22 protein-coding genes are annotated in these 24,917 nt (G+C 60.0%); 11 read left to right on the top strand and 11 right to left on the bottom strand.

What is annotated here, in order from left to right; all coding sequences use genetic code 11:
• Positions 1–6 precede the first annotated feature (6 nt).
• The 5 genes from BTN45_RS09460 (at position 7) to BTN45_RS09440 (ending at position 5,583) form a co-directional block, all read left to right on the top strand.
• Positions 7–1,395, top strand: a complete 1,389-nt coding sequence (locus tag BTN45_RS09460) for an aldehyde dehydrogenase family protein (RefSeq protein ID WP_207587421.1) — start codon at positions 7–9, stop codon at positions 1,393–1,395.
• Positions 1,392–2,537, top strand: a complete 1,146-nt coding sequence (locus BTN45_RS09455) for an iron-containing alcohol dehydrogenase (protein WP_207587419.1) — start codon at positions 1,392–1,394, stop codon at positions 2,535–2,537. The genes BTN45_RS09460 and BTN45_RS09455 overlap by 4 nt, the downstream gene beginning before the upstream one ends.
• Positions 2,538–2,822: 285 nt before the next feature.
• Positions 2,823–3,539, top strand: a complete 717-nt coding sequence (locus tag BTN45_RS09450; protein WP_004442847.1) for a ParA family protein — start codon at positions 2,823–2,825, stop codon at positions 3,537–3,539.
• A gap of 168 nt (positions 3,540–3,707) precedes the next feature.
• Positions 3,708–4,331, top strand: coding sequence for a TetR/AcrR family transcriptional regulator (locus tag BTN45_RS09445; protein WP_207589714.1), 624 nt, complete (start codon positions 3,708–3,710; stop codon positions 4,329–4,331).
• A 46-nt stretch (positions 4,332–4,377) separates the two neighbouring features.
• Positions 4,378–5,583, top strand: a complete 1,206-nt coding sequence (locus BTN45_RS09440) for an MFS transporter (protein ID WP_174150180.1) — start codon at positions 4,378–4,380, stop codon at positions 5,581–5,583.
• A 57-nt stretch (positions 5,584–5,640) separates the two neighbouring features.
• Here BTN45_RS09440 and BTN45_RS09435 read toward each other — a convergent pair whose 3' ends face one another.
• On the bottom strand, positions 5,641–7,026 hold the full coding sequence (locus BTN45_RS09435) for a L,D-transpeptidase (RefSeq protein ID WP_207587417.1): 1,386 nt from the start codon (positions 7,024–7,026) through the stop codon (positions 5,641–5,643).
• Between the two features lie 155 nt (positions 7,027–7,181).
• Here BTN45_RS09435 and BTN45_RS09430 point away from each other — a divergent pair, with 155 nt between their 5' ends.
• From BTN45_RS09430 to BTN45_RS09420, 3 genes are all read left to right on the top strand, one after another.
• The gene (locus BTN45_RS09430; protein ID WP_207587409.1) at positions 7,182–8,015 is read left to right on the top strand and encodes an aldose 1-epimerase family protein; all 834 of its coding nucleotides are present in this window, start codon (positions 7,182–7,184) and stop codon (positions 8,013–8,015) included.
• A 115-nt stretch (positions 8,016–8,130) separates the two neighbouring features.
• Positions 8,131–8,469, top strand: coding sequence for a TIGR01244 family sulfur transferase (locus BTN45_RS09425; protein WP_003522797.1), 339 nt, complete (start codon positions 8,131–8,133; stop codon positions 8,467–8,469).
• Between the two features lie 50 nt (positions 8,470–8,519).
• Positions 8,520–8,861 carry a RidA family protein gene (locus tag BTN45_RS09420; protein ID WP_004442838.1) on the top strand — a complete coding sequence of 114 codons (342 nt, stop codon included), beginning with the start codon at positions 8,520–8,522 and terminating at the stop codon, positions 8,859–8,861.
• 268 nt (positions 8,862–9,129) lie between these two features.
• Here the strand turns inward: BTN45_RS09420 and BTN45_RS09415 are convergent, their stop codons facing one another.
• The 4 genes from BTN45_RS09415 to BTN45_RS09400 form a co-directional block, all read right to left on the bottom strand.
• On the bottom strand, positions 9,130–9,894 hold the full coding sequence (locus BTN45_RS09415) for a HugZ family protein (RefSeq protein ID WP_207587407.1): 765 nt from the start codon (positions 9,892–9,894) through the stop codon (positions 9,130–9,132).
• Between the two features lie 67 nt (positions 9,895–9,961).
• Positions 9,962–11,629 (bottom strand): thiamine pyrophosphate-binding protein, encoded by a 1,668-nt coding sequence (locus BTN45_RS09410; protein WP_207587404.1) that lies wholly within the window; start codon positions 11,627–11,629, stop codon positions 9,962–9,964.
• Complete coding sequence (locus BTN45_RS09405; RefSeq protein WP_004442833.1) at positions 11,626–12,828, bottom strand: CaiB/BaiF CoA-transferase family protein; 1,203 nt, start codon at positions 12,826–12,828, stop codon at positions 11,626–11,628. The genes BTN45_RS09410 and BTN45_RS09405 overlap by 4 nt, the downstream gene beginning before the upstream one ends.
• Before the next feature lie 250 nt (positions 12,829–13,078).
• Positions 13,079–14,059 (bottom strand): alpha/beta hydrolase, encoded by a 981-nt coding sequence (locus BTN45_RS09400; protein WP_207587403.1) that lies wholly within the window; start codon positions 14,057–14,059, stop codon positions 13,079–13,081.
• Between the two features lie 147 nt (positions 14,060–14,206).
• Between BTN45_RS09400 and ettA the strand changes: the two genes are divergently transcribed.
• The 3 genes from ettA (at position 14,207) to metF (ending at position 17,924) form a co-directional block, all read left to right on the top strand.
• Positions 14,207–15,856 carry an energy-dependent translational throttle protein EttA gene (gene ettA, locus BTN45_RS09395; protein WP_022556616.1) on the top strand — a complete coding sequence of 550 codons (1,650 nt, stop codon included), beginning with the start codon at positions 14,207–14,209 and terminating at the stop codon, positions 15,854–15,856.
• A 159-nt stretch (positions 15,857–16,015) separates the two neighbouring features.
• Entirely contained in the window at positions 16,016–17,029 is a 1,014-nt protein-coding gene (locus BTN45_RS09390) for a metalloregulator ArsR/SmtB family transcription factor (protein WP_207587400.1), read from the top strand.
• 1 nt (position 17,030) lies between these two features.
• Complete coding sequence (metF, locus tag BTN45_RS09385) at positions 17,031–17,924, top strand: methylenetetrahydrofolate reductase [NAD(P)H] (protein ID WP_006697742.1); 894 nt, start codon at positions 17,031–17,033, stop codon at positions 17,922–17,924.
• 465 nt (positions 17,925–18,389) lie between these two features.
• Here metF and BTN45_RS09380 read toward each other — a convergent pair whose 3' ends face one another.
• The 6 genes from BTN45_RS09380 to BTN45_RS09355 form a co-directional block, all read right to left on the bottom strand.
• On the bottom strand, positions 18,390–19,616 hold the full coding sequence (locus BTN45_RS09380) for a lytic murein transglycosylase (protein WP_207587391.1): 1,227 nt from the start codon (positions 19,614–19,616) through the stop codon (positions 18,390–18,392).
• Positions 19,617–19,738: 122 nt separating this feature from the next.
• Positions 19,739–20,518, bottom strand: a complete 780-nt coding sequence (locus BTN45_RS09375) for a GH25 family lysozyme (RefSeq protein ID WP_004442823.1) — start codon at positions 20,516–20,518, stop codon at positions 19,739–19,741.
• Between the two features lie 233 nt (positions 20,519–20,751).
• The gene (locus BTN45_RS09370; RefSeq protein ID WP_022556612.1) at positions 20,752–21,471 is read right to left on the bottom strand and encodes a class I SAM-dependent methyltransferase; all 720 of its coding nucleotides are present in this window, start codon (positions 21,469–21,471) and stop codon (positions 20,752–20,754) included.
• On the bottom strand, positions 21,468–22,718 hold the full coding sequence (locus tag BTN45_RS09365) for a DUF3419 family protein (RefSeq protein ID WP_142184881.1): 1,251 nt from the start codon (positions 22,716–22,718) through the stop codon (positions 21,468–21,470). Before BTN45_RS09365 ends, BTN45_RS09370 begins: the two co-directional genes overlap by 4 nt.
• Before the next feature lie 333 nt (positions 22,719–23,051).
• Positions 23,052–24,131 (bottom strand): lytic transglycosylase domain-containing protein, encoded by a 1,080-nt coding sequence (locus BTN45_RS09360; protein WP_207589713.1) that lies wholly within the window; start codon positions 24,129–24,131, stop codon positions 23,052–23,054.
• Between the two features lie 123 nt (positions 24,132–24,254).
• A complete protein-coding gene (locus BTN45_RS09355) occupies positions 24,255–24,890 on the bottom strand; it encodes a LysE family translocator (protein ID WP_022556608.1) in 636 nt (211 codons plus the stop codon).
• Positions 24,891–24,917 lie beyond the last annotated feature (27 nt).

Genomic DNA, 24,917 nt, shown 5'->3' with positions numbered 1-24,917 from the left:
AACATCATGACCATGATCCAGAATATCTCGCCCATCGACGGTTCGGTTTATGCCGAGCGGGAGGCGATGTCGCTGGAGGCGGCGCGCGCCGCCGTTTCGAAAGCGCGCAAGGCGCAGAAGGACTGGGCGCGACGTCCGCTTGAGGACCGCGTTCAGCTTGTTCTGAAAGGTGTCGCACGCCTCAATGAAATGGTGGATGAGGTCGTGCCGGAACTTGCCCATATGATGGGCCGTCCGGTTCGTTATGGCGGCGAGTTCAAGGGCTTCAACGAGCGCTCGAACTATGTCGCGTCCATCGCCGCCGATGCGCTGGCGCCGCTCGTCATCGAGGAAAGCGGCAATTTCGAACGCCGTATCGAGCGTGAGGCGCATGGCGTGGTCTTTGTCATCGCGCCCTGGAACTATCCTTACATGACGGCGATCAACACCGTCGCGCCGGCTTTGATGGCCGGCAATACGGTCGTCATCAAACATGCGGCGCAGACGCTGTTGGTCGGCGAGCGCATGGTGCGGGCTTTTGTCGAGGCCGGTGTGCCTGACGATGTCTTCATCAATGTCTTCCTCGACCATGGCACGACCTCGGCGCTGATTTCCGAGGGCCTGTTCAATTTCGTCAACTTCACCGGTTCGGTGGAAGGTGGCCGTGCCATCGAGCGCGCCGCTGCCGGTACCTTCACCGGTCTCGGGCTTGAACTCGGCGGCAAGGACCCCGGTTACGTCATGGAAGATGCCGATCTGGATGCCGCCGTCGATACTCTGATGGATGGCGCCACCTATAATTCCGGGCAATGCTGCTGCGGTATCGAGCGTATCTACGTCAACGAAAACCTCTATGACGCCTTTGTCGAGAAGTCGGTCGCGTGGGTATCCAACTACAAGCTCGGCAATCCGCTGGAACAGGAAACGACGCTCGGGCCGATGGCCAACAAGCGTTTTGCCAAGGTGGTGCGCGCGCAGGTGGCCGATGCCGTCTCGAAGGGGGCCAAAGCACTTGTCGATCCAAAGCTGTTCCCTGCCGATGATGGCGAAAGCGCCTATGTCGCGCCGCAAGTCCTCGTCAATGTCGATCATTCGATGGAGTTCATGACCGAAGAAACCTTCGGCCCTGCGGTGGGCATCATGAAGGTGAAGAACGACGACGAAGCCATCGCGCTGATGAATGACAGCAAATACGGGCTGACCGCCTCGCTCTGGACACAGGATGCCGCCCGCGCCGGGCGCATCGGCCGCGAGATCGAAACCGGAACCGTGTTCATGAACCGCGCTGATTATCTCGACCCGGCGCTTTGCTGGACCGGTGTGAAGGAAACGGGCCGTGGCGGTTCGCTCTCCGTCCTCGGTTTCCAGAACCTGACCCGTCCGAAATCCTACCATCTGAAGAAAGTCACGAAATGAATATCGTCGCCAACTGGAGCTACCCCACCGCCGTCAAGCTTGGCCGTGGCCGGATCAAGGAACTGGCGGAAGCCTGCAAGACGCTCGGCATCAAAAAGCCGTTGCTCGTCACCGATCGCGGTCTTGCCAATATGGCGATCACCGCGCATGCGCTTGACGTGCTGGAAGAGGCGGGTCTCGGCCGGGCGATCTTCGCCGAGGTCGATCCGAACCCGAACGAAATCAACATGGAAGCGGGTTTGAAAGCTTATCGCGATGGCGGCCATGACGGCGTCGTCGCTTTCGGCGGCGGCTCGGGCCTCGATCTTGGCAAGACCATCGCCTTCATGGCCGGGCAGACCCGCCCGGTCTGGGATTTCGAGGATATTGGCGACTGGTGGACCCGCGCGGACGCCTCAAAGATCGCGCCCATTGTCGCGGTTCCAACGACGGCCGGCACCGGTTCGGAAGTCGGTCGCGCCAGCGTCATCACCAATTCGCAGACGCATGTGAAAAAGATCATCTTCCATCCGAAGCTCTTGCCCGGCGTCGTCATCTGCGATCCGGAGCTGACGGTTGGTATGCCGAAAGTCATCACGGCCGGCACGGGCATGGATGCTTTTGCCCATTGCCTGGAGGCCTATTCGTCGCCCTTCTATCATCCGATGAGTGCCGGTGTGGCGCTGGAGGGTCTGCGTCTCGTCAAGGAATTCCTGCCGCGCGCCTATAAGGATGGCACGGATATCGAAGCGCGCACCAACATGATGGCGGCGGCGGCCATGGGGGCGGTTGCCTTCCAGAAGGGCCTCGGCGCCATCCATTCGCTCTCGCATCCGATCGGCGCTGTCTACAACACCCATCACGGCATGACCAATGCCGTCGTCATGCCGGCGGTGCTGCGTTTCAACCGCCCGGCGATCGAGGAAAAGATTGCCCGCGCCGCTGCCTATCTTGGCATTTCCGGCGGTTTCGACGGCTTTTATGACTATGTGCTGGAGCTTCGCAAGGAACTCGGCGTGCCTGAGAACCTCACCGCCATGGGCATCAAGCCGGATCGTATCGACGAACTGGCGGCGGAAGCGATCAAGGATCCGAGCTGCGGTGGAAATCCGGTGCCGATGACGCTTGAGAATACCAAGGCGCTTTTTGAGGCTTGCTTTTAAGGAGTACCTTTGATCGCCAGGTTTGTGAGAGGCTGAGAGGGTGCCGCTTGTTTCTTCTCCCCGGCGGGGAGAAGAAACCTGCGGCGACGCTGTACCCCGCATCGGTGCCGAGCGACCATACGACCTCTAATCCATGAAGCCCGCGACGCCATCGCGGGCTTTTTGTTCCGCGGCGTAATCGTTATTAGCGTTTTATTAACCCTGTTCGTTAAGATTATGGAAAGCACCATGAAGTGCGTCGGTGCGTGAATGAGCATGAAACGGCTCTGACAAACAGGGGGTATCATGTCAGTCATCACTTTCGCCAATACCAAGGGCGGCGCCGGAAAAACCACGGCTGTGCTGCTTCTGGCGACCGAACTCGCCCGTAGCGGCCATCGGGTGACGGTTCTGGATGCCGATCCGCAATTGTGGATTTCCCGCTGGTACGAACTCTCGGGCATGGTAGAAAACCTGTCAGTGATTTCGCATGTGACGATGGCTTCGCTTGAAGGCCACATTCGCGAAAACCGGGCCAATACAGACTGTTTCATCATTGACCTGCCCGGCGCAAAAACGCCGCTTCTGACCATGGCGCTCGGTATTTCCGATCATGTTCTGATCCCGGTCCAGGGATCGGCCATGGATGCGCGTGGCGCTGCCGAAGTTCTCGATCACATCGAATTCCTGAACCGCAAGATGGGTAAGGCGATCGCCCATTCCATCGTGCTGACACGGGTCAACGCCATGGTGGCAACGCGTTCGCTGTTGCTCGTCAAGATGCTGCTGGCGGAAAAGAACGTCTCCGTGCTCAACACGGCGATTGTCGAGCGGGCGGCCTATCGCGATATTTTCGACTATGGCGGCACGCTTCTCTGTCTGGATGGCAAGAAGGTTAGCAATATCGACAAGGCGGTAGAAAATGCGGCGGCCTTTGCCGAGGAAGTCATCAACCTCCTGCCGAAAAGACTTCCGAGGCGCGTTGCGCACTTGGCACGTCTCGTGACACGCAGGGCTGCCTGACCTCGCGTTGCCAATCCGGCCCGGTTGCGGCGACGGTGCGACGGTTTGGTGAAATGGGTTCCCCACAAAAATGCGGAGAAGAGGCGCCTTTACGAGGCGCTCCCGCGACCTCTTCATGGCGCGAAATTTTTGCTTGATTTGGAAACGATCGTTTCCTATATTCGGCTCATGAGCAATTTCAGCCAGCCCCATTCCCCGGAACAGCGCCATCGCGGCAGACCGCGCGAGTTCGATCTTGAACGCGCGCTCGATGGCGCGATCAAGGTATTCTCGCGGCGTGGTTATCACGCCACCTCGGTAGGCGATCTTACCGATGCGATGGAGCTGGCCCAGGGTAGCCTCTACAAGGCCTTCAAGGATAAGAAAGCCGTCTTCATCGCGACGATGGAGCGCTACAGGATCATGCAGACCGAGCGTTTCGAGGCAGCTGTGGCCGGTTTCGACACCGGTTATGAGCGGCTGAGAGCGGGGCTGATGTTTTACGCCGAACGATCCCACGGCGGTGTCGGCTCCGACGGATGTCTGGTGGTTGGTGCTGCTGCCGATCTGGCGGCACTGGACGACGACATCGCCGTCGTTGTCGAGAGGGCCGTGAAGGCGAGGGAGCGGATCGTCGCCCGCCTCGTTGCCGAAGGGCAGAAGGATGGTTCCGTGCGGTCCAAGGCTGATCCCGATGATCTTGCCCGGGCGATGCTGTGCATGATGTACGGTATGCGCGTGGTGGGAAAGACAGGGCGGAGCCTTAAAGACATGGTGGCCGTGGTGGATATTGCCATGCGGCTTGCCGATTAATTTTGTGAATATTTAGGAAACGATTGTTTCCATATTGGAGAAAATGATGACGACGCGTGTAATTGATGGGGATGATATTCAGGCACCATCCATTTCCCCGGCTTTGACTTTCCTGCTGGCGACAGCCTGCGGATTGATCGCGGCCAATCTTTATTATGGTCAGCCGCTTGCCGGCATCATCGGTGCGGAGCTTGGCCTTTCCGCTGGCGCGACGGGGCTGATCGTGACCCTGACACAGATTGGTTACGGTATCGGTCTGCTGTTTGTCGTGCCGCTCGGCGATCTCGTGGAAAACCGCAAGCTGGTCGTCGGTTCCGTCTCCATGGCGGTGCTTTCCCTTGCGGCCGCAGCATTCGCGCCTCATGCGACGCCGTTTCTGATCGCAGCCTTCCTGGTAGGGGTCAGTTCGGTGGCGGTGCAGGTCATCGTTCCCTATGCGGCCCATATGGCGCCGCATGCCATTCGCGGACGGGTGGTCGGCAATGTCATGAGCGGGTTGATGGCTGGCATCATGTTGGCGCGGCCGGTTTCCAGCCTTCTGTCGGAAGTTGTCTCCTGGCGCGGTGTGTTTCTGACGTCTGCGGCCGTCATGGCGCTTCTTGCCGTGGTGCTTTTCCGGCTCCTGCCGACCCGTGTGCCTGAAGCGCGGCTGAGCTATGGCGCCTTGATGGCGTCGATGGGCCGGCTGGCGCTTCACACGCCGGTCCTGCGGCGGCGGGCGATCTATCACGCCTTTCTCTTCGCGGCCTTCAGCCTGTTCTGGACCACGACGCCTCTTTATCTGAGTGGACCACATTTCAATCTCAGCCAGGGTGAGATCGCACTCTTCGCACTGGCTGGTGCGGCCGGCACCGTCGCCGCCCCGATTGCCGGGCGGATGGCCGATCGCGGATGGACGCGGGCGGCGACATTCTTTGCACTGCTGGCGGTAGCACTCTCTTTCGCCGTCACGCATCTAGCGCCCGAGGGATCGCATCTGGCGCTCGCCATTCTTGTCATTGCCGCAATCGTTCTGGATTTCGGTGTCACTACCAATCTGGTGCTCGGGCAGCGGGCGATCTTCACGCTGGGGGCGGAATTCCGCAGCCGCCTGAACGGCATCTATATGGCGACGTTTTTCATGGGCGGTGCAATTGGTTCCGCCGTTGGCGGCTGGGCCTATGCGGTTGGCGAATGGCAAGCCGCCTCCTGGATCGGCTTTGCTCTTCCCGTAGCGGCGCTGCTATATTTCCTGACGGAAAAGCGCGACTGAAACGTCATAACTAAAAAAGCCCGGACCACCGGGCTTTTTCCTTTTCTTCCAGTCGATTTATTCCGCGAATTCGACCACTACACCGGGACGGACCATTTTCGCCAGTTCGGTGGCATCCCAGTTGGTCAGGCGAATACAGCCATGGCTGTTCGTCTTGCCGATCTTCGAGGGTTCCGGCGTGCCGTGAATGCCGTAGGTCGGCTTCGACAGGGCGATCCAGACCGTGCCGACAGGACCGTTCGGGCCCGGCGGGATCTGCAGGATCTTGTCGTTCTGACCCTGCTTGAAGTTGATCTTGGGATTATAGGTGTAGCCCGGATTGAGCGCGATACGCTCTACCGTATGGGTGCCGCTTGGCGAGGGGGTGTCCGTGGAGCCGATCGTGGCGGGATAGGCGGCAATCAGATTGCCGTCCTGGCCATAGGCGAAGACCTGCTTGATACCCTTGTGCGCAACGATGCGGGCGACCTGCCCCTTCTTTGCCTCGCCGGGATTGACGACCTTGATGATGGTGCCGGGCACGGAGAAATCGACGCCGGGGTTCAGCTCTTTCAGATAGTTCTCATCCATGTGGAAGCGTTCGGCCAGCGCTTCCGAGGTCGACGTGAAGGAGAGGGCAGGCAGCTGCGATTTCTCGGCATAGTCGTCCGGGATGGAGGCCACGTAGGGGCCGGCGGCATCGGCGGCGGTGATCGTGTAATCCACAATCGGCATGCCGCCTGAGGCGCGCAGGCGCTCCAGAATGTCTTCTGAATTGTTCGGGTCGAGCTTTTCGCCCGTCATGTCCTGCCAGGCGGCTATCGCCTTGTTGACATTGTCGCCCATCTTCCCGTCGATCACGCCGGGGGAGATGCCCTCGCGGTCGAGGAAGGTCTGGAGCGCGACGATTTCCTGGCGGGAACGGTTGACCGGCGTTGTCACCGGCGTATGCCGCTCGATCAGGTGATCCGGCTGCGGAACGGCGGCCGTGGTGCTTTCTTCCGGCATCGGCTGGCCGAGGGGGCCGCTTTCCACCGCGCCGGGGGCTGGCACGGAACCTGTGTAGAGATTCTCATCGGAGCCGTCACCGCGATATTCGCGGTAATCGCGCACGCTGCCGTTGTCCTGATAACCGTAGTCGCGCGGCGGCTCACGATACTGGCCGCCGGGGGCGGGTGGATAATAGGTGGTGTCGCGCTGGCGTACCTGCTGCCGCTGCTGGTAGCCAGAGGGCATTTCGGTGGCCAGCAGGTTGCCGTACTGGTCATAGAACACGGTACGACCCATCGCGTCACGGCTGATGACGATGTCGCCACGTTCCGGCATGAAATCGAGAACGCGGCCATCAGGCGTAACCAGCATGGTCTGTTCGCCATAACGCTGCTGCGCACCAGCCTGTAGCGGAGCGAAAATCGACGCCACGGCAATCGTCAGGCCCAGAGCTGCGTTAAGAAACTGTTTCACGATTCTGCTATCCCTTGCTTCGTCACCGATAAACACACCGTAATCTTGACCCTATTGTGAAAAAGGTGAATTCGCGGTTAATGCAATCTTAATTTCCGTCACGGTTAGTAGCGTTTCCGTGAACCATGCGTTTTTACTGCCACAGGGAGGTTGTCTTGCGTTCGTTTCGGGCTGGCAGATCGCCACGCATTTTCCTCGATGAGACGTCCGTTTTCGATATCGGCGCCTGCGTCGTCGACGGCATAGACATCGCGCCCGGCCGCGCCATTCCCGATGATGGCGATGCGCGTATCGACCACTCGCTTGAAGGCTTTCTTTTTACCTGTGGTCCCGATCATATCCGTCATCCCGAACCGATTGATGGTGACCGCGAGGGGCGTCGATATCCTTTGCATGGCTCCTTCTCCTCGCATCCCGCAACGATCACCGCGTTCGATGTTCTCGAGTCCAATGCGCTGGCGCGCGTCGAGGTTCCCGTGAAGCTTGCCGATGGCGGCACGGCGCTGCTGGAACGGACATGGAAGATCGACGGCGAAAGCGGCGAGGTCAGCCTCGATGACAGGATCGTGAATACGTCCGGGCGTCCGATTCCAGTGTTCCTGATGTACCATATGAATGTCGGCGCCCGCCTGTTTGACGATGCGGTGCGGCTTGAAGGCGCAATGCTGGATGGCGGCGGTCATGGCTGGCGTTTTGGCGAGGAGCCAGGCAGTGTTTTCTGTGTCTCGGCTGGTAAGGATGAATGGGCGGAATTGAAACTCGGCCCGATTGTGGCCATTGGCGGGAAGACGCTCACCGTGCGTTTTCGCACGGAGACGCTGCCCTATCTGCAGATGTGGCGCAACCAGCAGGCACCGGCGAACGTGCTCGGCATCGAGCCGGTTTCGCATCGCTGGGTGGGGCGTAGCGAGCTCGAGGCAGCCGGTGAATTCAATATTCTTCAGCCGGGCGAAAGCCGTTCCTTCGGTCTGCGCTTTTCCATCCTCTGAGCCGTACCGAATGAAGACCGCGCGTCATTGACGCATGGGATTTGACCGCTTACATCGGATGCGGATTTCAAGGATGACGGCCAGCGGCGCGGACGCCGGTTTCAGGAGGCATGACATGGATATCAGGCGCATAGACGACGAATATTCGGTAACTGGACAGATCAGCGTCGCCGATCTGGATGAGATCAAGGCACTCGGCTTCAAGTCGATCGTCTGCCACCGCCCGGACGGCGAAGAAGACGGTCAGCCGCTTTTTGCCGATATTGCCGAGCGTGCAGAGCAGCTTGGCCTGACGATCATGCATGTGCCGGTCGGCCGCTATGGCGTCGACGCCGATGCCGTTGCCGGCATGGTGGATGCGCTCGATGAATTGCAGCGCCCGATGCTCGGCTATTGCCGTTCCGGCGCGCGCTCCACAGCGATCTACGAAAAGACCCATCACCTGCGCGGCTGATTTTTCGCGCGTCATTCTATTTTTCAAGTGCCAATCAACAGGAGTTTTCCATGACCATCAAGCGTATCGAGCCGGGCAAGCGCATGAGCGGCGCCGTCGTTCACGGCAACACCGTTTATCTGGCCGGCCAGGTTGGCGAAGGTACGAGCGTGACGGAACAGAGCAAGTCGGCTCTCGCTGAAGTCGACCGCCTGCTGGCCGCTGCCGGTTCCGACAAGTCGAAGATCCTGCAGACCATCATCTACCTCTCCGACATGTCCACCTTCGGCGAAATGAACGCTGTCTGGGAAGGCTGGATCGACCCGGCAAACCCGCCGGCCCGCGCCACCAGCGAAGCCGCGCTGGCAACGCCGGATTACAAGGTTGAATTCATCGTCACCGCTGCTCTCTGAGCATCAGTCTGATCTTCAAGAAAAGGCCGGGTCGCGGAATGCGGCCCGGCCTTTTTTGATGGGATGGGGTCAAAAACTCGCCCCATCATGCCGGGCTTGACCCGGCATCCAGCCAGGGCGCGTCTGCGCCGTGAAAGAGTCTTTCGCGATCAAGGACTTGATCGCGCTGGACCCCGGATCTAGTCCGGGGTGACGGCGCGGCGCGGCGACATGGCCACAAAATGCCAAGTAGAAGCAATTTTCATGTTTTTTGAAACGCTTGCGTCCGTCACCTCACCGGCGAAGCAAGCGCCTTCTCAAACTGCTTCAACGTCTCCACCCGCTCCGCAAACCATAGTCGCGCCAGATCATTTGCCGAGGCGAAATCGATACCATCCGGATCGATGGAGGTGATCGTCCAGCGGCCAGCCTTTGCGCCAGCTAGAACTGCGAGCCGAGCTGCTTCGCCCTTGATGGCGTTAAGGCGGGTCGCTTCGCTTTCCGCCGCCGCCATCAGTTCTTCTGCGCCTGACAGATCGGTGTGCAGATCGGCGGGGATGATATTGCTGGCGTTGCGGGCCGGGCCGCCATTAATCTGCACGCCTTCCGTCCGCAGCCGGTAAAGCCTTGTGTCGGGAAGGGAGAGATAAAGTTTCGCTTTGGGGTAGCGGGCAACGTAGCGCGCGATGGCGATCGGCACTTCATCCGGGCTGATTTGTTCCGCCCTGCCCACCAGTGTCAGGCGCGGCAGCGTCAGCGCGTCACCTTTGCCGAAAGGGGCGAGTGTCAGCGAGATACGCGAATCGCTTTCCATGTTGCGGGCGTGCAGCGTCAGCCCGGCCGCGAAGAAGAACGGCGTGCCATCCGGCTCGATGCCGATATTGGTCGCGGTTGTATAGGGATAACCGCTGACGGGATCGAGCGTGGCGAGTGCTGCCGTGCGGGACGCGTGCAGCACATCGCGGGCCACGCGCACTGCCTCGAAAGGCGCGCCGGCCGAGGGCTCGATCTTCGCGCCGCGTGGGGTGATGACGGGAGGGGCTGTATCCGGCATGGCGTTTCCTAAGCTGTGAGTCACAGTCAGGATTTACACCATGCCGAAGCCATGTCCATGCGCGATATCAGCTTCGGGTTCTGATCTGCGTCAGGGTACGCGTCGGCGTGATCGCTTCCGCATCCAGCTTCACCTCGATGATCGCCGGTTTGCCGCTTGCCCGTGCCCGTTCGAAGGCGGCGGCGAAGTCTTGCGTTCTTTCCACCGTTTCGCCGTGTCCGCCATAGGCTTTGGCAAAGGCGTTGAAATCCGGATTGACGAGATCGGTGCCGCTGACACGACCGGGATATTCCCGCTCCTGATGCATGCGGATCGTGCCATAGGTGCCGTTATTGACCAGCACGGTGATGATTGGCAGCCCGTAACGCACGGCGGTGATGAATTCCTGCCCGTGCATCATGAAGCAGCCGTCACCGGCAAAGCAGATCACCTCACGCTCCGGGAACAGGTGCTTTGCGGCAACCGCCGCCGGCAGGCCGTAACCCATGGAGCCTGATGTCGGGGCCGATTGCGTGTTGAAGCGGCGGAAGCGGTGGAAGCGGTGCAGCCAGGTGGCATAATTGCCGGCGCCATTGGTGAAGATCGCGTCTTCAGCAACGTTCGCCTCGATCCAGTCCATGATCGGACCCATCTGCACGGCGCCGGGGCCTGTCTGCGGCGGCGTTGACCATTTGAGATAGGCCTCATGCATTGAGGCCGTGCGATCGGCCCAGAGGGCATTGCCGGCAAGATCGATGGAGGCGAGGGCGCCAACGAAATCGTTCGGGGAGGCGCAGATAGCGAGGTCCGGCCGATAGACGCGGCCGAGCTCTTCCGCCTCTGGATAGATATGGATGAGCTTCTGCGACGGGTAGGGAATATCGAGCAGCGTGTAGCCGGAGGAGGGCATTTCGGAGAGGCGGCCACCGAGCAGCACCACGAGGTCGGCTTCCCTGATTTCCTTGGCCAGTGCCGGGTTGATGCCGATGCCGACATCGCCTGCGTAGGAGGGGCTCAGATGATCAAACAGCATCTGGCGGCGGAATGAACAGCCCACGGGAAGTTTGTGCTTTTCCGCAAAAGCCTTGAAGCCTGTCACGCTTTCCTCGGACCAGCGGGTGCCGCCGGCGATGAAGACCGGGCGTTTTGCCTCGCCCAGCATTTTTGCGAAGGCGGCCATTTGCGACGGGCCTGGATGTGCCTCGACGGGCGTATAGGGCTTTGCCTCGGGAGCTTCGACCTCTTCCACCAGCATGTCTTCGGGCAGCGTCAGCACCACGGGGCCAGGGCGGCCGGAAGTGGCGACGGCAAAAGCGCGGGTAACGAATTCGGGAATGCGGCGGGCATCATCGATCTCGCCCACCCATTTTGCGAATTCGGTAAAGGCGCGGCGATATTCCACTTCCTGAAAGGCCTCGCGCTCGCGGGCATCCCGCTGCACCTGACCGATGAACAGGATCATCGGAATGGAATCCTGCCTTGCAATGTGCAGGCCGGCCGAGGCATTTGTGGCACCGGGGCCACGGGTCACCATGCAGATGCCAGGCTCGCCCGTCAGCCGGCCCCAGGTATCGGCCATCATGGCGGCGCCGCCTTCCTGACGGCAGACCACGGTTTCGATGCCGCTTTCATAAAGCGCATCCAGAACGGCCAGATAGCTTTCGCCCGGAACGCAGGAAACGCGGGAGACACCATTGGCCTTCAGCGCTTCGACGATCAATTGCCCGCCTGTTCTTTTCATTCCGGCTGCAGTCATGGCGTCGTGGTCCTTTCGATGTTTTCCAGTTCGGCCAGCACCTGCGCCTGATGTTCGCCGAGCTTAGGGCTCGGGCGTTCATAACGCAGCGGCGTCTGAGACATGATAATGGGTGTGCGGACACCGGGGATGACAGTGCCGTCTTCCGCCTCCAGATCGATACGGAGGCCGCGTGCCTTCACCTGCGGATCCGCGAACATTTCCTCGATGGAATTGATCGGTCCGGCGGGAACGGCGTTCTTCTCGCAGGCGGTCAGAAGATCGCGCTTCTGCCATTTCAGCGTCTCCGTGGAAACGATCTGCCGCACCTCGACCTTATGCGCCACGCGGGCCTTGTTTGTCGCGTATCGCTCGTCATCGGCGATCGCGCCGATGCCGAGGATATTGCAGAGGCGGCGGAACTGACCGTCATTGCCGACCGCGAGGATCAGGAAGCCGTCGGCCGTTGGCACCACCTCATAGGGGGAGATATTTGGGTGGGCGTTGCCGAGCCGGACGGGAGGCCTGCCGGAGATCAGGTAATTCATGTTCTGGTTGGCGAGAACGGCCGATTGCACATCGAGAAGCGCCATGTCGATATGCTGGCCTTCGCCAGATCGAATGGCGTGGATCAGTGCCGCCTGAATGGCCGATACGGAATAGATGCCGGTGAAGATATCGGCAACCGCCACGCCCGCCTTCATCGGCTGTCCATCGGCTTCGCCCGTAATCGACATGAAGCCGGACATGCCCTGCACGATATAATCGTATCCGGCGAGATCGGCATAGGGCCCGGTCTGGCCGAAGCCGGTGATGGAGCAATAGATCAGCTTTGGATTGAGCGCCCTCAGGCTTTCGTAATCGAGGCCGTATTTGGCAAGCCCGCCGCGCTTGAAATTCTCGATGACGACATCGGCGGTGCGCACCAGCCGGCGCACCAGTTCGCAGCCCTCGGGCGTTTTGAGATCGGCGACGATGGAGCGTTTGCCGCGATTGGTGGCGTGGTAATAGGCGGCGGAGAGGTTTTCTCCGTCATTGCTCTCAACGAAGGGCGGTCCCCATGCGCGTGTATCATCGCCGCCTTCGGGGTTTTCGACCTTGATAACGTCTGCGCCCATATCGGCCAGCATCTGCCCCGCCCAGGGACCGGCGAGAACACGCGCCAATTCGATGACGCGGATGCCCGATAGCGGCGGTTTCCTGTTCGGCTTGTCGGTCATCTATCCCCCGGTACTTGGTGTCTGCCGGTTTATAGACCGCTGCTTGCCGCGTCGCATGTGATTTTATCTCATGGACTTATTCCGTTTTGGAACGGCACTAACTGGGGCTGACACGGCAGCTTCGACATTCGGTATTTTGAGAGTCCCCTAATTCCGTCATTCCGGCCTTGAGCCGGAATCCACTCAGCCTAAGCCATTGGGCTGAAAAGACTCTTCTCGCCGCGCAGACGCGCGTCGGCTGGATCCCGGCTCAAGGCCGGAATGACGGGGAGGGCGTTTTACTGTCATCCACGACGCGGCCGCACCAGGCGGCAAAATCCGCTACGACGGACTGCCAGCCGATTTCGTTCAGGGTTTCGTGCCGCATGCCCTTGTAAATCGTGTGCTCGACATGGCTGAAGCCCGCCTCCCGGAAACGTTCGGCAAGCCACACGATCTCCCTGCCGTCATTGGTGGCGGCGTCCTCATCACCGCTCACCAGCAAAAGCGGCAAAGCCTTCGGCAGACGCTCGATAAGTTTCGGGCCGCGATAGGAGAGTGCAAAGACATCCTGCCAGAGGGAAACGCTTGCCTCGAACTGGCAGAGCGGGTCTTCCACATAGGCGTCCACCGCCGCCTTGTCGTGGCTCAGCCAGTCCGCATGGGTGCGCTTTTCCGGCATTTTCGCGTTCCAGGCGCGGAAGGTGGCTTTCGGCAAGATGGCGCTTGGCACATCCGAGCCTTTCAGCATTTTTTCCAGCCGCAACACAATCTGCACGAAACGGCCCATAAGACCGGGATTGAGATTGGAATTCCAGATCGACAGACCATCGAAGGCGTCGGGGTAACTGACAGCAGTATTGAGCGCCACGAGGCCCCCCATGGAGTGGCCGAACAGGATCACCGGCAGGCCGGGATGCCGCTCGCCGGCCAGCCGGCGCATCGCCATGACGTCGGCCACGACCTTGTCCGCGCCATCCTTCCAGGCAAAGCGGCCGAGAGGCGCGTCTGTCGCTTTCGTGCGACCGTGGCCACGGTGGTCATGGGCATAGACCTCGAAACCCTGCTGCGACATGACATCGGCAAAACGGCGGTAGCGGCCGGCATGTTCAACGAGGCCGTGGCAGATCATCAGCACGCCGCGGGCGGGAGCAAGGGTGGAAGGTTGATGACGGAAGGCGATGGATGCGCCGGAAGGGGCTTCCAGCCTCCCAATCCGGCTGAATGCGAAGCTGTCGATCGTTTCATTCATCGTCGTATCCGTCGTCTCATCGCGCAGCCTGTCATAATCATGGGGTCATAATCGTGCCAGAGGTTGCCCCAAGGTCCTATTTACCCTACATAGCGGCAAATTTCCCGATACGTACTCTTAAAAATCCGATGTGGAGCATTCGCTACAATGGCACGTCAATTCATCTATCACATGGCCGGGCTGAACAAGTCCTATGGCGCGAAGAAGGTTCTGGAGAACGTTCATCTCTCCTTCTACCCTGACGCCAAGATTGGTATCCTCGGCCCGAACGGCGCGGGTAAGTCGACTGTTCTCAAGATCATGGCCGGCCTTGATAAGGAGTACACCGGTGAGGCGTGGCTCGCCGAAGGTGCGACGCTCGGTTATCTCGAGCAGGAGCCGAAGCTCGACGAAAACAAGACCGTGATGCAAAACGTCATGGAAGGCGTGGCGAGCAAGACGGCGATCGTTGACCGCTACAACGAGCTGATGATGAACTATTCCGACGAAACGGCGGAAGAGGGCGCGAAGCTTCAGGACATCATCGACAGCCAGAACCTGTGGGACCTCGAAAATCAGGTCGAAATGGCCATGGACGCCCTGCGCTGCCCGCCCGGCGATTCGCCCGTAACCGGTCTTTCCGGTGGTGAGCGCCGCCGCGTGGCGCTTTGCCGCCTGCTTCTGTCACAGCCGGACCTGCTGCTGCTCGACGAACCGACCAACCATCTGGATGCCGAAACCATCGCCTGGCTCGAAAAGCACCTGCGCGATTATCCCGGCGCCGTGATGATGATTACGCACGACCGCTACTTCCTCGACAACGTCACGGGCTGGATTCTCGAGCTCGACCGTGGCCGCGGCATTCCTTACGAAGGCAACTACTCCGCTTACCTGCAGGCGAAAGCCAAGCGCATGCAGCAGGAAGCCCGTGAAGATGCCTCGCGCCAGAAGGCCATCAGCCGCGAACAGGAATGGATCGCCTCCAGCCCTAAGGCCCGCCAGACAAAGTCCAAGGCACGTATCAAGGCCTATGACGAGCTGGTGGAAGCAGCGGAAAACCGTCGTCCCGGCGATGCGCAGATCGTTATCCCGGTCGCCGAGCGTCTGGGCCGCGTCGTCATCGAGGCTGAGAACCTCACCAAATCCTATGGCGACCGCGTGCTGATCGAGAACCTGTCCTTCAAACTGCCTCCGGGCGGTATTGTCGGCGTCATCGGCCCGAACGGCGCCGGCAAGACCACGCTGTTCAAGATGATCACGGGTCAGGAGCAGCCGGATAGCGGCTCGATCACGGTCGGTGATACCGTCCAGCTCGGTTACGTCGACCAGAGCCGCGACGCGCTGGCGGGTGACAAGACCGTGTGGGAAGAAATTTCCGGCGGTAACGACATCATCAAGCTCGGCAAGTTCGAAGTGAACTCGCGCGCCTATTGCGGCGCCTTCAACTTCAAGGGTGGCGATCAGCAACAGAAGGTCGGCAACCTCTCGGGTGGTCAGCGCAACCGCGTGCACCTTGCCAAGATGCTGAAGGCCGGCGGCAACGTGCTGCTACTCGACGAACCGACCAACGACCTTGATACGGAAACGCTGGCGGCGCTCGAAGAAGCGCTGGAAGCCTTCGCGGGCTGCGCCGTTATCATCAGCCACGACCGCATGTTCCTGGACCGCCTCGCGACCCACATTCTCGCTTTCGAGGGTGACAGCCACGTGGAATGGTTCGAAGGCAACTTCGAAGACTACGAAAAGGACAAGGTCCGTCGCCTCGGTCCGGAAAGCATCAAGCCCGGCCGCGTGAGCTACAAGCGCCTGACACGCTGATCCGTTTGTCATCACTTCAAAAAGGCCCGCCGCAAAGCGGGCCTTTTTCCGTGTAATAAGTCGAGATGATCGTCTCGCGCGGCACTTTGCGCTTGCATCTCGCGCCACATCGACATAAAGATATCTTTATATCTTGATTAGCTTGCGAGGCGCGGCAGAGTGGCGTTCGGTCTGGACAAATTGGTGGATCTCCTGAAGGCGGCGGGTGAGCCGACGCGCTTCCGGTTGCTGGCGCTTTTGGCGGCCGGCGATCTGACTGTCACCGATCTTACCGAAATTCTCGGCCAGTCTCAGCCGCGTATTTCCCGTCACCTCAAGCTTTTGACGGAAGAGGGGCTGATCGAGCGTTATCAGGAAGGTGCGTGGGCCTATTTTCGCTTGCGTCAGGATGGCGAGCCTGCGGGTGTCGTTCGGCAGTTGCTTGCAGCGGCCTCGCCTTCCGACGCGGTTCTTCAGCGTGACAGTGAGCGACTGGCCGCCGTCAAGCGGGTGAGGGCGGAGCGTGCGCAGGATTATTTCAGCCGTAATGCGTCTGCCTGGGACGAACTGCGTCGCCTGCATGTCAGCGACGAAGCCGTGGAAGGCGCGCTGCTGAAGCTAGTGGGCACCACGCCCGTCGATTCGCTGCTCGATCTCGGCACGGGCACCGGCCGTATCCTGCAGCTTCTGAGCGGCATTTATCGCCGTGCCATCGGCGTGGATGCGAGCCGCGACATGCTTTCGGTGGCACGCGCCAATCTGGACAAGGCGGGCGTGGTGAACGCCTCCGTGCGCCATGGCGATATTCTCAATCTGCCGCTCGAGGGACAGGATTTCGATCTGATCGTTATCCATCAGGTGCTGCATTTTCTCGACCAGCCGGAGATCGCCCTTTCGGAAGCCGCGCGTATGCTGCGTCCGGGCGGTCGGTTGATCGTCATCGATCTTGCGCCGCATTCCTTTGAATATTTGCGCGACGAACACGCGCATGTGCGGCTGGGCTTTTCGCATCCATTGATGGAGGAATGGCTGAAGAAGGCCGGGCTTTCACTGGAACGCGCCGTCGATCTGCATTCTGAAAAAGCGTCTGACGAAGCTCTTGACGTCACGATCTGGGTTGCCCGCGACCAGCGGCTGCTGATGGCAGACGATGTGGCGCAAGAGGCGGTTTTACTTCGCTCCGGGAGGGCATGATATGTTGAGGTCGGAAACCGCACGCCGTGATGGCGACATCCGGTTGTCTTTCGAATTTTTCCCGCCCAAGAACGCCGAGATGGAAACCCAGCTATGGGAAACGGTTGCCGAGCTTAAAAAGTGGAACCCGGACTTCGTGTCCGTCACCTACGGTGCCGGTGGTTCCACCAAGGCGCCGACGCTGGACGCGGTGCGCCGGATGATCGGCGACAGCCATCTGGCGACGGCCGCACATCTGACCTGCGTGGACGCGAGCCGCGATGAGGTGCACCAGGTCGTCGACGAGTTCCGTAATGCGGGCGTTCGTCATTTCGTGGCGCTGCGCGGTGATCCCTCCACCGGTATCGGCACGGCTTACCAGCCGCATCCGCAGGGTTACGAGAACGCCGCAGCGCTGGTAAAGGGCCTCAAGGAGCTGGGCGACTTTGAGATTTCCGTCTCCGCCTATCCTGAAAAGCATCCGGAAAGCGCAAGTGAAGCTGTTGATATCGACATGCTGAAGCGCAAGGCGGATAATGGCGCTACCCGGGCGCTGACGCAGTTCTTCTTCGATAATGACGTGTTCGAACGTTACATGGAACGGGTTACGGCGGCGGGGATCACCATTCCGGTGGTTCCGGGCATCATGCCGATCCAGAATCTCACCCAGCTCAAGCGTTTCGCCGGACGCTGCGGCACAAGCATTCCTGCGTTTCTGGATGAGCGTTTTGAAGGCTATGACGAGGATCTGGAGGGCCGCGCCCGCGTGGCTGCAGAGGTTGCGGCCGAGCAGATCGCCGATCTCCAGCGGCGCGGCGTCAATGAGTTCCACCTCTATACCATGAACCGCGCGCCGCTGGTTGATGCCGTGCTTGAAAATCTGGGTCTGGAGCGTCTGCGCCGCAGCGCCGCGTGATTTCAGCCAGGCTATTTTCGGACAGAAAAAAGCGCAGGTCCCTCGGGGCCTGCGCTTTTTAAATTCGTGTCATCTACGGTTCTTCACTGCGTTTGGTCTTCACGTCTCGTCAGATGAAAAGCATCATCGCTACGAACAAAAACGCCAAACCGACTGCCAAGGCATTGAGAGATTTTGTAAGTCCCATGGGTGCCTCCTCTTGTTGACAGCTTCGATAATATGACCGTTTTGTGGCAGTTGAAAAGCGGTTTTTGTGATGCGGTGCAGCACGTCTTTCAGGGCCTCAGAAAAGGAATTTCCGTAATTATCTGAAAATGAATGGTTATTTTCTTATCACGCAGTGCTTCATGTGTTTAAAAAAAGTAAATGACCGGGGTTTTATCCCCAGTCATCCGGTCGAGATTAACGATTTCCGCCTTGATTCCGGCCGACAGATTAAGGGCCGGAGAGCAGCGTTAAGACAGGTTAAAGCGCCTGCAGAAGAGCTGCCGTAGGCCAGCCGTCCGCAGGCATGCCGAGGCGCTGCTGTTCCTTCTGGATGGCGACGCGGGTGCCAGAACCGAGAATGCCATCCACCTTGCCGACATTGTGGCCGCGTGCTTCGAGCTTGGTCTGAAGCTGCTTCATGGTGGCGTCATCAAAGCCGGGATCTGGGTTGCCCTTGTCATAGACCGGGCCGCCCATCAGGCGGGTAGCGAAATAGGCAGCCGAGGTCGTGTAGATGAACGACTGGTTCCATTCCAGATAGATGTTGAAGTTCGGATAGGTGAGGAAAGTCGGACCCTTGCGGCCCTGCGGCATGATGAGTGCGGCGGGAAGGGAGGCGAAGTTCTTGTTGCCATCGCGCGGGGTGACGCCAAGCGCAAACCATTCGCCGGCGGTCAGCGGGCCGCCAAGGCCGGATTTTTCCCAGGGCAGGTCCTCGGGCAGAGAAACTTCCTGAATCCAGGGTTCGCCCTTTTTGAAGCCGAGGTGCTGGATGAATTTCGCCGCCGTCAGAATGGCATCGGGCGCACTGCTCTTGACGTTGATGTGGCCGTCACCATCACCATCGACGCCGAAGGCGATGATATCCTTCGGCAGCATCTGCACCTGGCCGATTTCGCCGGCCCATGCGCCCGTATTGGTGGCAGGATCGAGATCGCCATGCTGAACCATTTCGATCAGCGCGAGCAGCTGCGGACGGAAGAGCTCCGGGCGGCGGCAATCATGCGACAGGGTTACCAGCGCGTTGCGGGTATTGAAATCGCCCTGAACGGCGCCAAAATCGGTCTCCATGGCCCAGAAGGCGGCAATGACGCCAGCGGGCACGCCAAACTCATTTTCGGCGCGGGCGAAGGTGGAGGAGAGCTCCTGCAGCTTCTTGCGGCCGATATCAAGGCGGGCCTGGCTGACGGTGCGCTGCGAGAATTCGAGGAAGGTCTGGCGGAAAACGCCCTGCGCGCGGTCACGCGATAGCACCTTCTGGTCGATCTGCGCGCCCGCCAATGCCTTCTGGATCGCATCTGCCGGAATGCCCTTGGCAAGCGCATCGGCCTTGACGCCTTCAAGAAACGTACCGAGATCACCACCGCAGGCGACCTGCTTGGGATCGTCAGGCGATGCAACCGGTGGCGTGGCGAGGGCTGCGCTGGAAGACAAAAGAGACAGAGCGGCGGCAAAGATGATGCTGCGCGACCGGAACGTGGGCATGGGAATTTCCTCGATAGGTTGTTAGCCCGCTTTACCCATATGTTTGCGACAAAAAAACGGATCGGGCGATCTGACGTGGTTGAACAACGCCGAATTTTGGAAAGTGTTGCTTCTTGGCCGTCCTATTTGGCCGAAGCGATCCATTTCCGCCAGTTTTTCTCGCTTCCGGCAAAGACATTGATGTCGGTCGGGCCATTTACGCCGGGTACGACGCCTGTTGCGGTGTATTGCCAGAAGGCCCATTGCCGGTCTTCATAGATCTTGGTCGGATGCGCGGCGACGGACCGCACCCAGAAATGATAGTCCTTGAACTGGCCGACGAGATTGTCGCGGTGGAAATCAACCGAGGTATAGATAATCGGACGTTTGCCGTAATGGGCTTCGATGCGGTCGAGGAAGCGCTGCATTTCGGCGCGTACGATGCCGGGAGCCGGGCGCGTCTTGCAGGTGGGTGAGGCAGGGTTCCACTCCACGTCGAGAACCGGTGGCAAAGTAACGGCGTCCTTCGGCACGTTGCGAATGAACCAGTCGGCCTGCGCGTCTGCCGTCGAGCAGAAATAATAGAAGTGGTAAGGCGCATGCAGAATATTCGCGGCTGCGGCGCTGCGCCAATGGTCGCCGAATTTCGGATCGATTCGATCCGACCCCTCCGTTGCCTTGATGAAGACGAATGACACGCCCGACTTGCGCACGGTCTGCCAGTCGACATCGCCATTCCATTTGGACACGTCGATGCCGTGCACCTCATGGCGGTGCGGGTTGTTGACGCCGAAATCCTGCGGGTCGGTATCGGAAAATTTTGGCTTGGATACGGACGCGGTTTCGAGCAGATCGTAACTCGTGGAGGTGCAGCCGCCGATCAATAGCAAAGCCGACAATAGTGCCGATAAACGCAGCCGCATTGGAACCCTGATGAAAATATTGCCCCTATACGGCCGCCAAAACGGCGCGCCGTATCTCCCGATTTACGCATAACATGGTAAACAAACTGATATGGCAAGTGGCAACGTGCTTTTTGCACCCGACAGTCGCTGGATTTGAAGCGATTTGCGCATTCATCGCCGAATAAGGCGCTGCAGGAGCCGTGACGGTGACGCCCTTCGGCGCTGCGCGGGGTCCGTTCTACCTTCTGCAATCAGGCGTCGGCCAGGATGCGGTGGATTTTCGGTTGCTGCGCTTCAGTGACCGGAAGGGTAATGACAGCCCGCCAGGCATAACCACGGGCGATTTCCTCAAATTCGAGGTTGCCATCAAAACGGCCTGCCATATTTGCCAGAACATAGCGAAGATTGGCGCGGGGCGTAACATGGAAGCGCGTGAGCCAGCCGTGCAGGAGCGTGCGGAACCACTTCGGCAGCTGTTCCTGCTGGCCGAAATCGACAATATGCAGCGCGCCACCGGGTTTCAGCGCCTTGAGCGCCTGTTCCACTGCCTTTTCCCAGTCCGGTATCATCGACAGCGCATACGGAATCATGACCCGGTCGAACCCGTCGGGCTGACCGAACTCGGAGGGGCGGAAAGCGGTGGCGTCGGCCACGCGCAAAATCGGGCGTTCCGCCCTGCCGGCGAAATTCTCGGCTGCGGTCAGCAGCATTTCGGCGGAGATGTCGAGGCCGAATAGTTTGGCGTCAGGAAACCTGCGGCCGGCCAGCAGCAGGTTGCGACCGGTGCCGCAGCCGACTTCCAGGAGCGTGCCGCCCTTTGGTACGTTCAGGCCGGAAATGGTCCGGTCGCGGCCAAGAAGGTAATATTTGCGGGTGATATCGTAGATATGTCGCTGGTGGCGATACATGCGGTCCATCAGGCTCGCATGTGCACTATCTGCAAGACTTACATTCTCACCGACGGTTTTCATGCCATAGCCCTCTGGTAAATATGGAAACCGCCATAAATGGCCGAGCGGTCCAAGGCGTTGAGCTCGCTGGAGCGCTCTTCCAGATAGACCCACTGATTGCGGATATCGGGGGAAAGCCGGCCTTCGATCACGCTCTTTTCGGCTGCGGTGCGGAAGATGACGCGGGCGCCCGATGCGGCGGTGCGGCTGATCTGCGACCACAATTCGTTGAGCTGCACATCCGTCATCCAGTCCTGCGCGTCCAGGAGGATATAGCGGTCGACGGCGCTTGCCGGCTTTTTGGAGAGAAGCTCGGTGTAGGTGGCGTGATGCACGGCGACGCGTGCCGTATTGTTGCGGATTGTCTCGTAATATTCCGACTTGAGATAGGCGGGCAAAGAGCCTTCATGCGGCTCCGGATAACGGCGTGCAAAGGCCTGCCAGGCAAAATAATTGTCGCTCAGCGGAAAGTTGCAGGCGAGTTTCTCCAGCCGCTGCTTCAGAACCGAGGCAACCGTGCCGTCATCGGAAAGGCTTGCCAGTTCGTCATATTGGCGGGGCGGAATGCCGAGACCGAAGAGGGAGCTTTTGCGTTTCGTCAACCAGCGGACCACCTTCTTGTCGAAGAGCGGCGCGACCTTGCTGTCGAAAAACTGGCGCTGTTCTTCGAGCGTCCGGGTCCTGGCCATTTCGGTGAGCTTCACACCGTGCAGCCTGGCCATGAGATGGCCTGCGCCGATGAAGCGTCCGAGCAGGCCGGTGTGATAGATGTTCCTGTCAAACACCGAAATGCGACGACGGCCGGAAAGGGTGCGCTTCGACCAGTAAGCCTTGGTCGTGGCATCGAGATGTTCGGCGATGAAGCGATCATAACCGTGGCTATTGCTGCGCATATTGGCGCGGCCGAAGTGACGCACCACGTCCTGATGGGCGGGCAGATGGCGGAAGGCGGCGAGCTTCAGCTTGTTCAGCGCAATGTGATGCGGATTGAGGTCAACCACGTCGATGCTGGCCGGGTTGCGCGAGAGATAGGCCAGCATGTTGCAACCGCCGGAACCGATGGTGACGATACGGTGACCTTCGCCCAGCTCCATCGCCTCCATGTCGATCTCGGGATCTTCCCAGATTTGCGGATAGACGAGACCGGAGAAGAGAACGCCGAAGAACCGTTCGGAGAGGCCGCTTTTCGAGAGAGCCTTGTGCTGGAGCAATGCGGACTTCAGTTTCGTGTTCTTGCTGAAGCCGGTCTTGGGTGCCGCACTCGTCATTTGTTCACCTCTCAGTCGATTGAGAGGCGTCTACAGCCGTGACGCTACAGTTTGATGACAGGGGCTGTGGGCGAAGGTGGGGAATGATGGAGACGCTGGAAAACCAGACGGGGCCGGCACTGCGGGACACAAAGAACCGCCCCAGCGACGGATGGGGAGGCAACTGGCGCCGCTACGGATACGTCGCCTCGGGCTCGTCCCGAGGATCTGCACGTCCTGATATTTGCGAGGTTTTCAAATCCTTGGGACAAAACCAGGGATGGCGAATGGAAAATGCTCGACGCTCAAGGAAGGCAAACGGCTGCACCGCGCTCAGAGCGACGCCAAAGGCGATCACTTGCGCAGAACGTGCAGCATGCCCTTGCGTTTTGCATCGTAATAATAACCGCGCGCGTAAAGCCTGACGGCGTTGTCGCGGTCGTTGCCCGCTACCACCCATGCGCCGCGTAAATATTTTACGGCGTATTTGAGATTGGTTTCGGCGTCGAACAGGCCCGAGGCGGGGCCATCGAAGCCCATGGAGCGTGCCGTAGCGTGCCTGATCTGCATCAGGCCGAAGTTACCGCTGTTATATGCGCCGGGATTATACCGGCTTTCGCGCTGCACCACGCGATGAACCAGGTCTTCCGGTACATCATACATGCTGGCGTATTTGGAAATCAGCCCGCTCAATTTTTCGCGTCCGGCAGGTGGCGTATTAAGCGGCGCAGTCATCGCTTCATTCTGCCGGATGGCGGCAAGGGCGGCGTTGGTCGGCCCGGCGGCATAGGCGAGAACGGTGCTGTCCGGCTTGGGCAGCGGAATGACTTTGCGTTCGGCCGTCAGTTCGGTGCCGATGGAGGGTGAGCCGGGTGGCGGCGGTGCCGGCGGGAAGCTGCCCTTGACGGCAACCACCTGCGGCAGATCGGCCGCGGCATTATGGGAGGCAGGTTTGGCCGTCGCAGCCGCCGTTTCGATGGCTGCCGCCGCGGGAGCGGCGCTTGCCGGTGCGAGTGCTGCGGCCGCGGTGGGTGCAGATGCCGCCACGGCGGCTTGGGCGACCTCGGTCTGCTGCGGCTGCATCTGGGCAGTGATCGCAGCGGCGGCAGCTATTTCGGAAGCCGGCGGCAGCGCCACGCGTCCGCCCTTGACGGCGACGGCTGTGGGAAGTGCTGCTGCCTGAGAAGAGGCTGCGGTTTCGGCGGTCTGAACCGATGCGGCTGTCGGGGTTGCTGCTGCGGCCTCGGTCGCTGCCGGCTGCGCGGATGCCGACGCAGGAGTGGTCGCGGGGTTTATCGTTGCGATTTTAGGGCCGTTCGGCCCGTCCTTCGCGGTATATTCGACGCTGGTGCATGCGCTCAATGCCAGTGCCAGACCCACGGTGGAAGACAGAAGAAGTGTCCTTCTTCCGCGGAATTTGCCCGAATTTCGCATGTTGCCGCCTTCGTTATGCCTGTCTTTCGATACCCCCGCGTCGAGCGAAGCAGGCAGTGTCCCGTCGAGCTTCATTAACCTATTGTAAGGAAAGCGGCAAGCCGGGAGGCGACTTGCAGTGTTTCAGGCCGCGATGCGTCTGTATCCGGCGCTGACCGCGCGGCCGGAAATGAAGTGCGTGCGGTACTTCTGGCGGATTTTCTTGTCGCCAGACATGCGCCGCACCAGTGCCAGAGTCGATTCGGGAAACAGCCCCTGCACGATGAGAATGGCCAGAGCCAGTAGCAGGACTGCGGCCTGCGCCACGGCAAACGTCTCTACCGCATTGCCGGTGGTGGAGATGAATTGCGGCAACAGCGCCAGGAAGAAGGTGAAATAGCGCGGTCTCAGGGCGGCGGTTGCGTAACAATCGCGGAACGTTCCGCTCCCGGACTTGCCAGCCAGATTGTCATTATCGGCATTGGCCGCCTGGGCGGCGGGAGTGGCGAAAGTCCACAGGAAAAACAGCATCAGCCAACCGAGCCCGGCCCATTGCACGATTTCCACGAAAGACTGCGGCATATAGGCAAAGCCGGCCACAGGAATGGCTGAAATCGTCATGGCGGTGACGATACCGAGAGCGCCGCCGCTGACGGAAGCCAAAAGCGTCTTTTTGCCGCGGATGGCGGCATAAGAGGCGACAGAAAATACAAGGGGAGAGGGGAGTGCGAACACCACGGCACATGCTGCGCAAAAAATCAGCCAGGCCTGTCCAGACATTCTCTTCCTCCTTGCCCTCCCTGTCGC

This window comes from Rhizobium sp. ZX09, from assembly GCF_017357485.1.
Taxonomy (GTDB): Bacteria; Pseudomonadota; Alphaproteobacteria; order Rhizobiales; family Rhizobiaceae; genus Agrobacterium; species Agrobacterium pusense.
The sequence above is the reverse complement of the archived record's forward strand: the minus strand, read 5'-3'. Positions and strand labels throughout refer to the sequence as shown.

Bases quoted from the DNA above. Each gene is read 5' to 3' on its own strand.
- BTN45_RS09460 (WP_207587421.1), top strand. From the start codon at position 7: ATGACCATGATCCAGAATATCTCGCCCATCGACGGTTCGGTTTATGCC.
- BTN45_RS09455 (WP_207587419.1), top strand. From the start codon at position 1,392: ATGAATATCGTCGCCAACTGGAGCTACCCCACCGCCGTCAAGCTTGGC.
- BTN45_RS09450 (WP_004442847.1), top strand. From the start codon at position 2,823: ATGTCAGTCATCACTTTCGCCAATACCAAGGGCGGCGCCGGAAAAACC.
- BTN45_RS09445 (WP_207589714.1), top strand. From the start codon at position 3,708: ATGAGCAATTTCAGCCAGCCCCATTCCCCGGAACAGCGCCATCGCGGC.
- BTN45_RS09440 (WP_174150180.1), top strand. From the start codon at position 4,378: ATGACGACGCGTGTAATTGATGGGGATGATATTCAGGCACCATCCATT.
- BTN45_RS09425 (WP_003522797.1), top strand. From the start codon at position 8,131: ATGGATATCAGGCGCATAGACGACGAATATTCGGTAACTGGACAGATC.
- BTN45_RS09420 (WP_004442838.1), top strand. From the start codon at position 8,520: ATGACCATCAAGCGTATCGAGCCGGGCAAGCGCATGAGCGGCGCCGTC.
- BTN45_RS09415 (WP_207587407.1), bottom strand. From the start codon at position 9,894: ATGCCGGATACAGCCCCTCCCGTCATCACCCCACGCGGCGCGAAGATC.
- BTN45_RS09410 (WP_207587404.1), bottom strand. From the start codon at position 11,629: ATGACTGCAGCCGGAATGAAAAGAACAGGCGGGCAATTGATCGTCGAA.
- BTN45_RS09405 (WP_004442833.1), bottom strand. From the start codon at position 12,828: ATGACCGACAAGCCGAACAGGAAACCGCCGCTATCGGGCATCCGCGTC.
- BTN45_RS09400 (WP_207587403.1), bottom strand. From the start codon at position 14,059: ATGAATGAAACGATCGACAGCTTCGCATTCAGCCGGATTGGGAGGCTG.
- ettA (WP_022556616.1), top strand. From the start codon at position 14,207: ATGGCACGTCAATTCATCTATCACATGGCCGGGCTGAACAAGTCCTAT.
- metF (WP_006697742.1), top strand. From the start codon at position 17,031: ATGTTGAGGTCGGAAACCGCACGCCGTGATGGCGACATCCGGTTGTCT.
- BTN45_RS09380 (WP_207587391.1), bottom strand. From the start codon at position 19,616: ATGCCCACGTTCCGGTCGCGCAGCATCATCTTTGCCGCCGCTCTGTCT.
- BTN45_RS09375 (WP_004442823.1), bottom strand. From the start codon at position 20,518: ATGCGGCTGCGTTTATCGGCACTATTGTCGGCTTTGCTATTGATCGGC.
- BTN45_RS09370 (WP_022556612.1), bottom strand. From the start codon at position 21,471: ATGAAAACCGTCGGTGAGAATGTAAGTCTTGCAGATAGTGCACATGCG.
- BTN45_RS09365 (WP_142184881.1), bottom strand. From the start codon at position 22,718: ATGACGAGTGCGGCACCCAAGACCGGCTTCAGCAAGAACACGAAACTG.
- BTN45_RS09360 (WP_207589713.1), bottom strand. From the start codon at position 24,131: ATGCGAAATTCGGGCAAATTCCGCGGAAGAAGGACACTTCTTCTGTCT.
- BTN45_RS09355 (WP_022556608.1), bottom strand. From the start codon at position 24,890: ATGTCTGGACAGGCCTGGCTGATTTTTTGCGCAGCATGTGCCGTGGTG.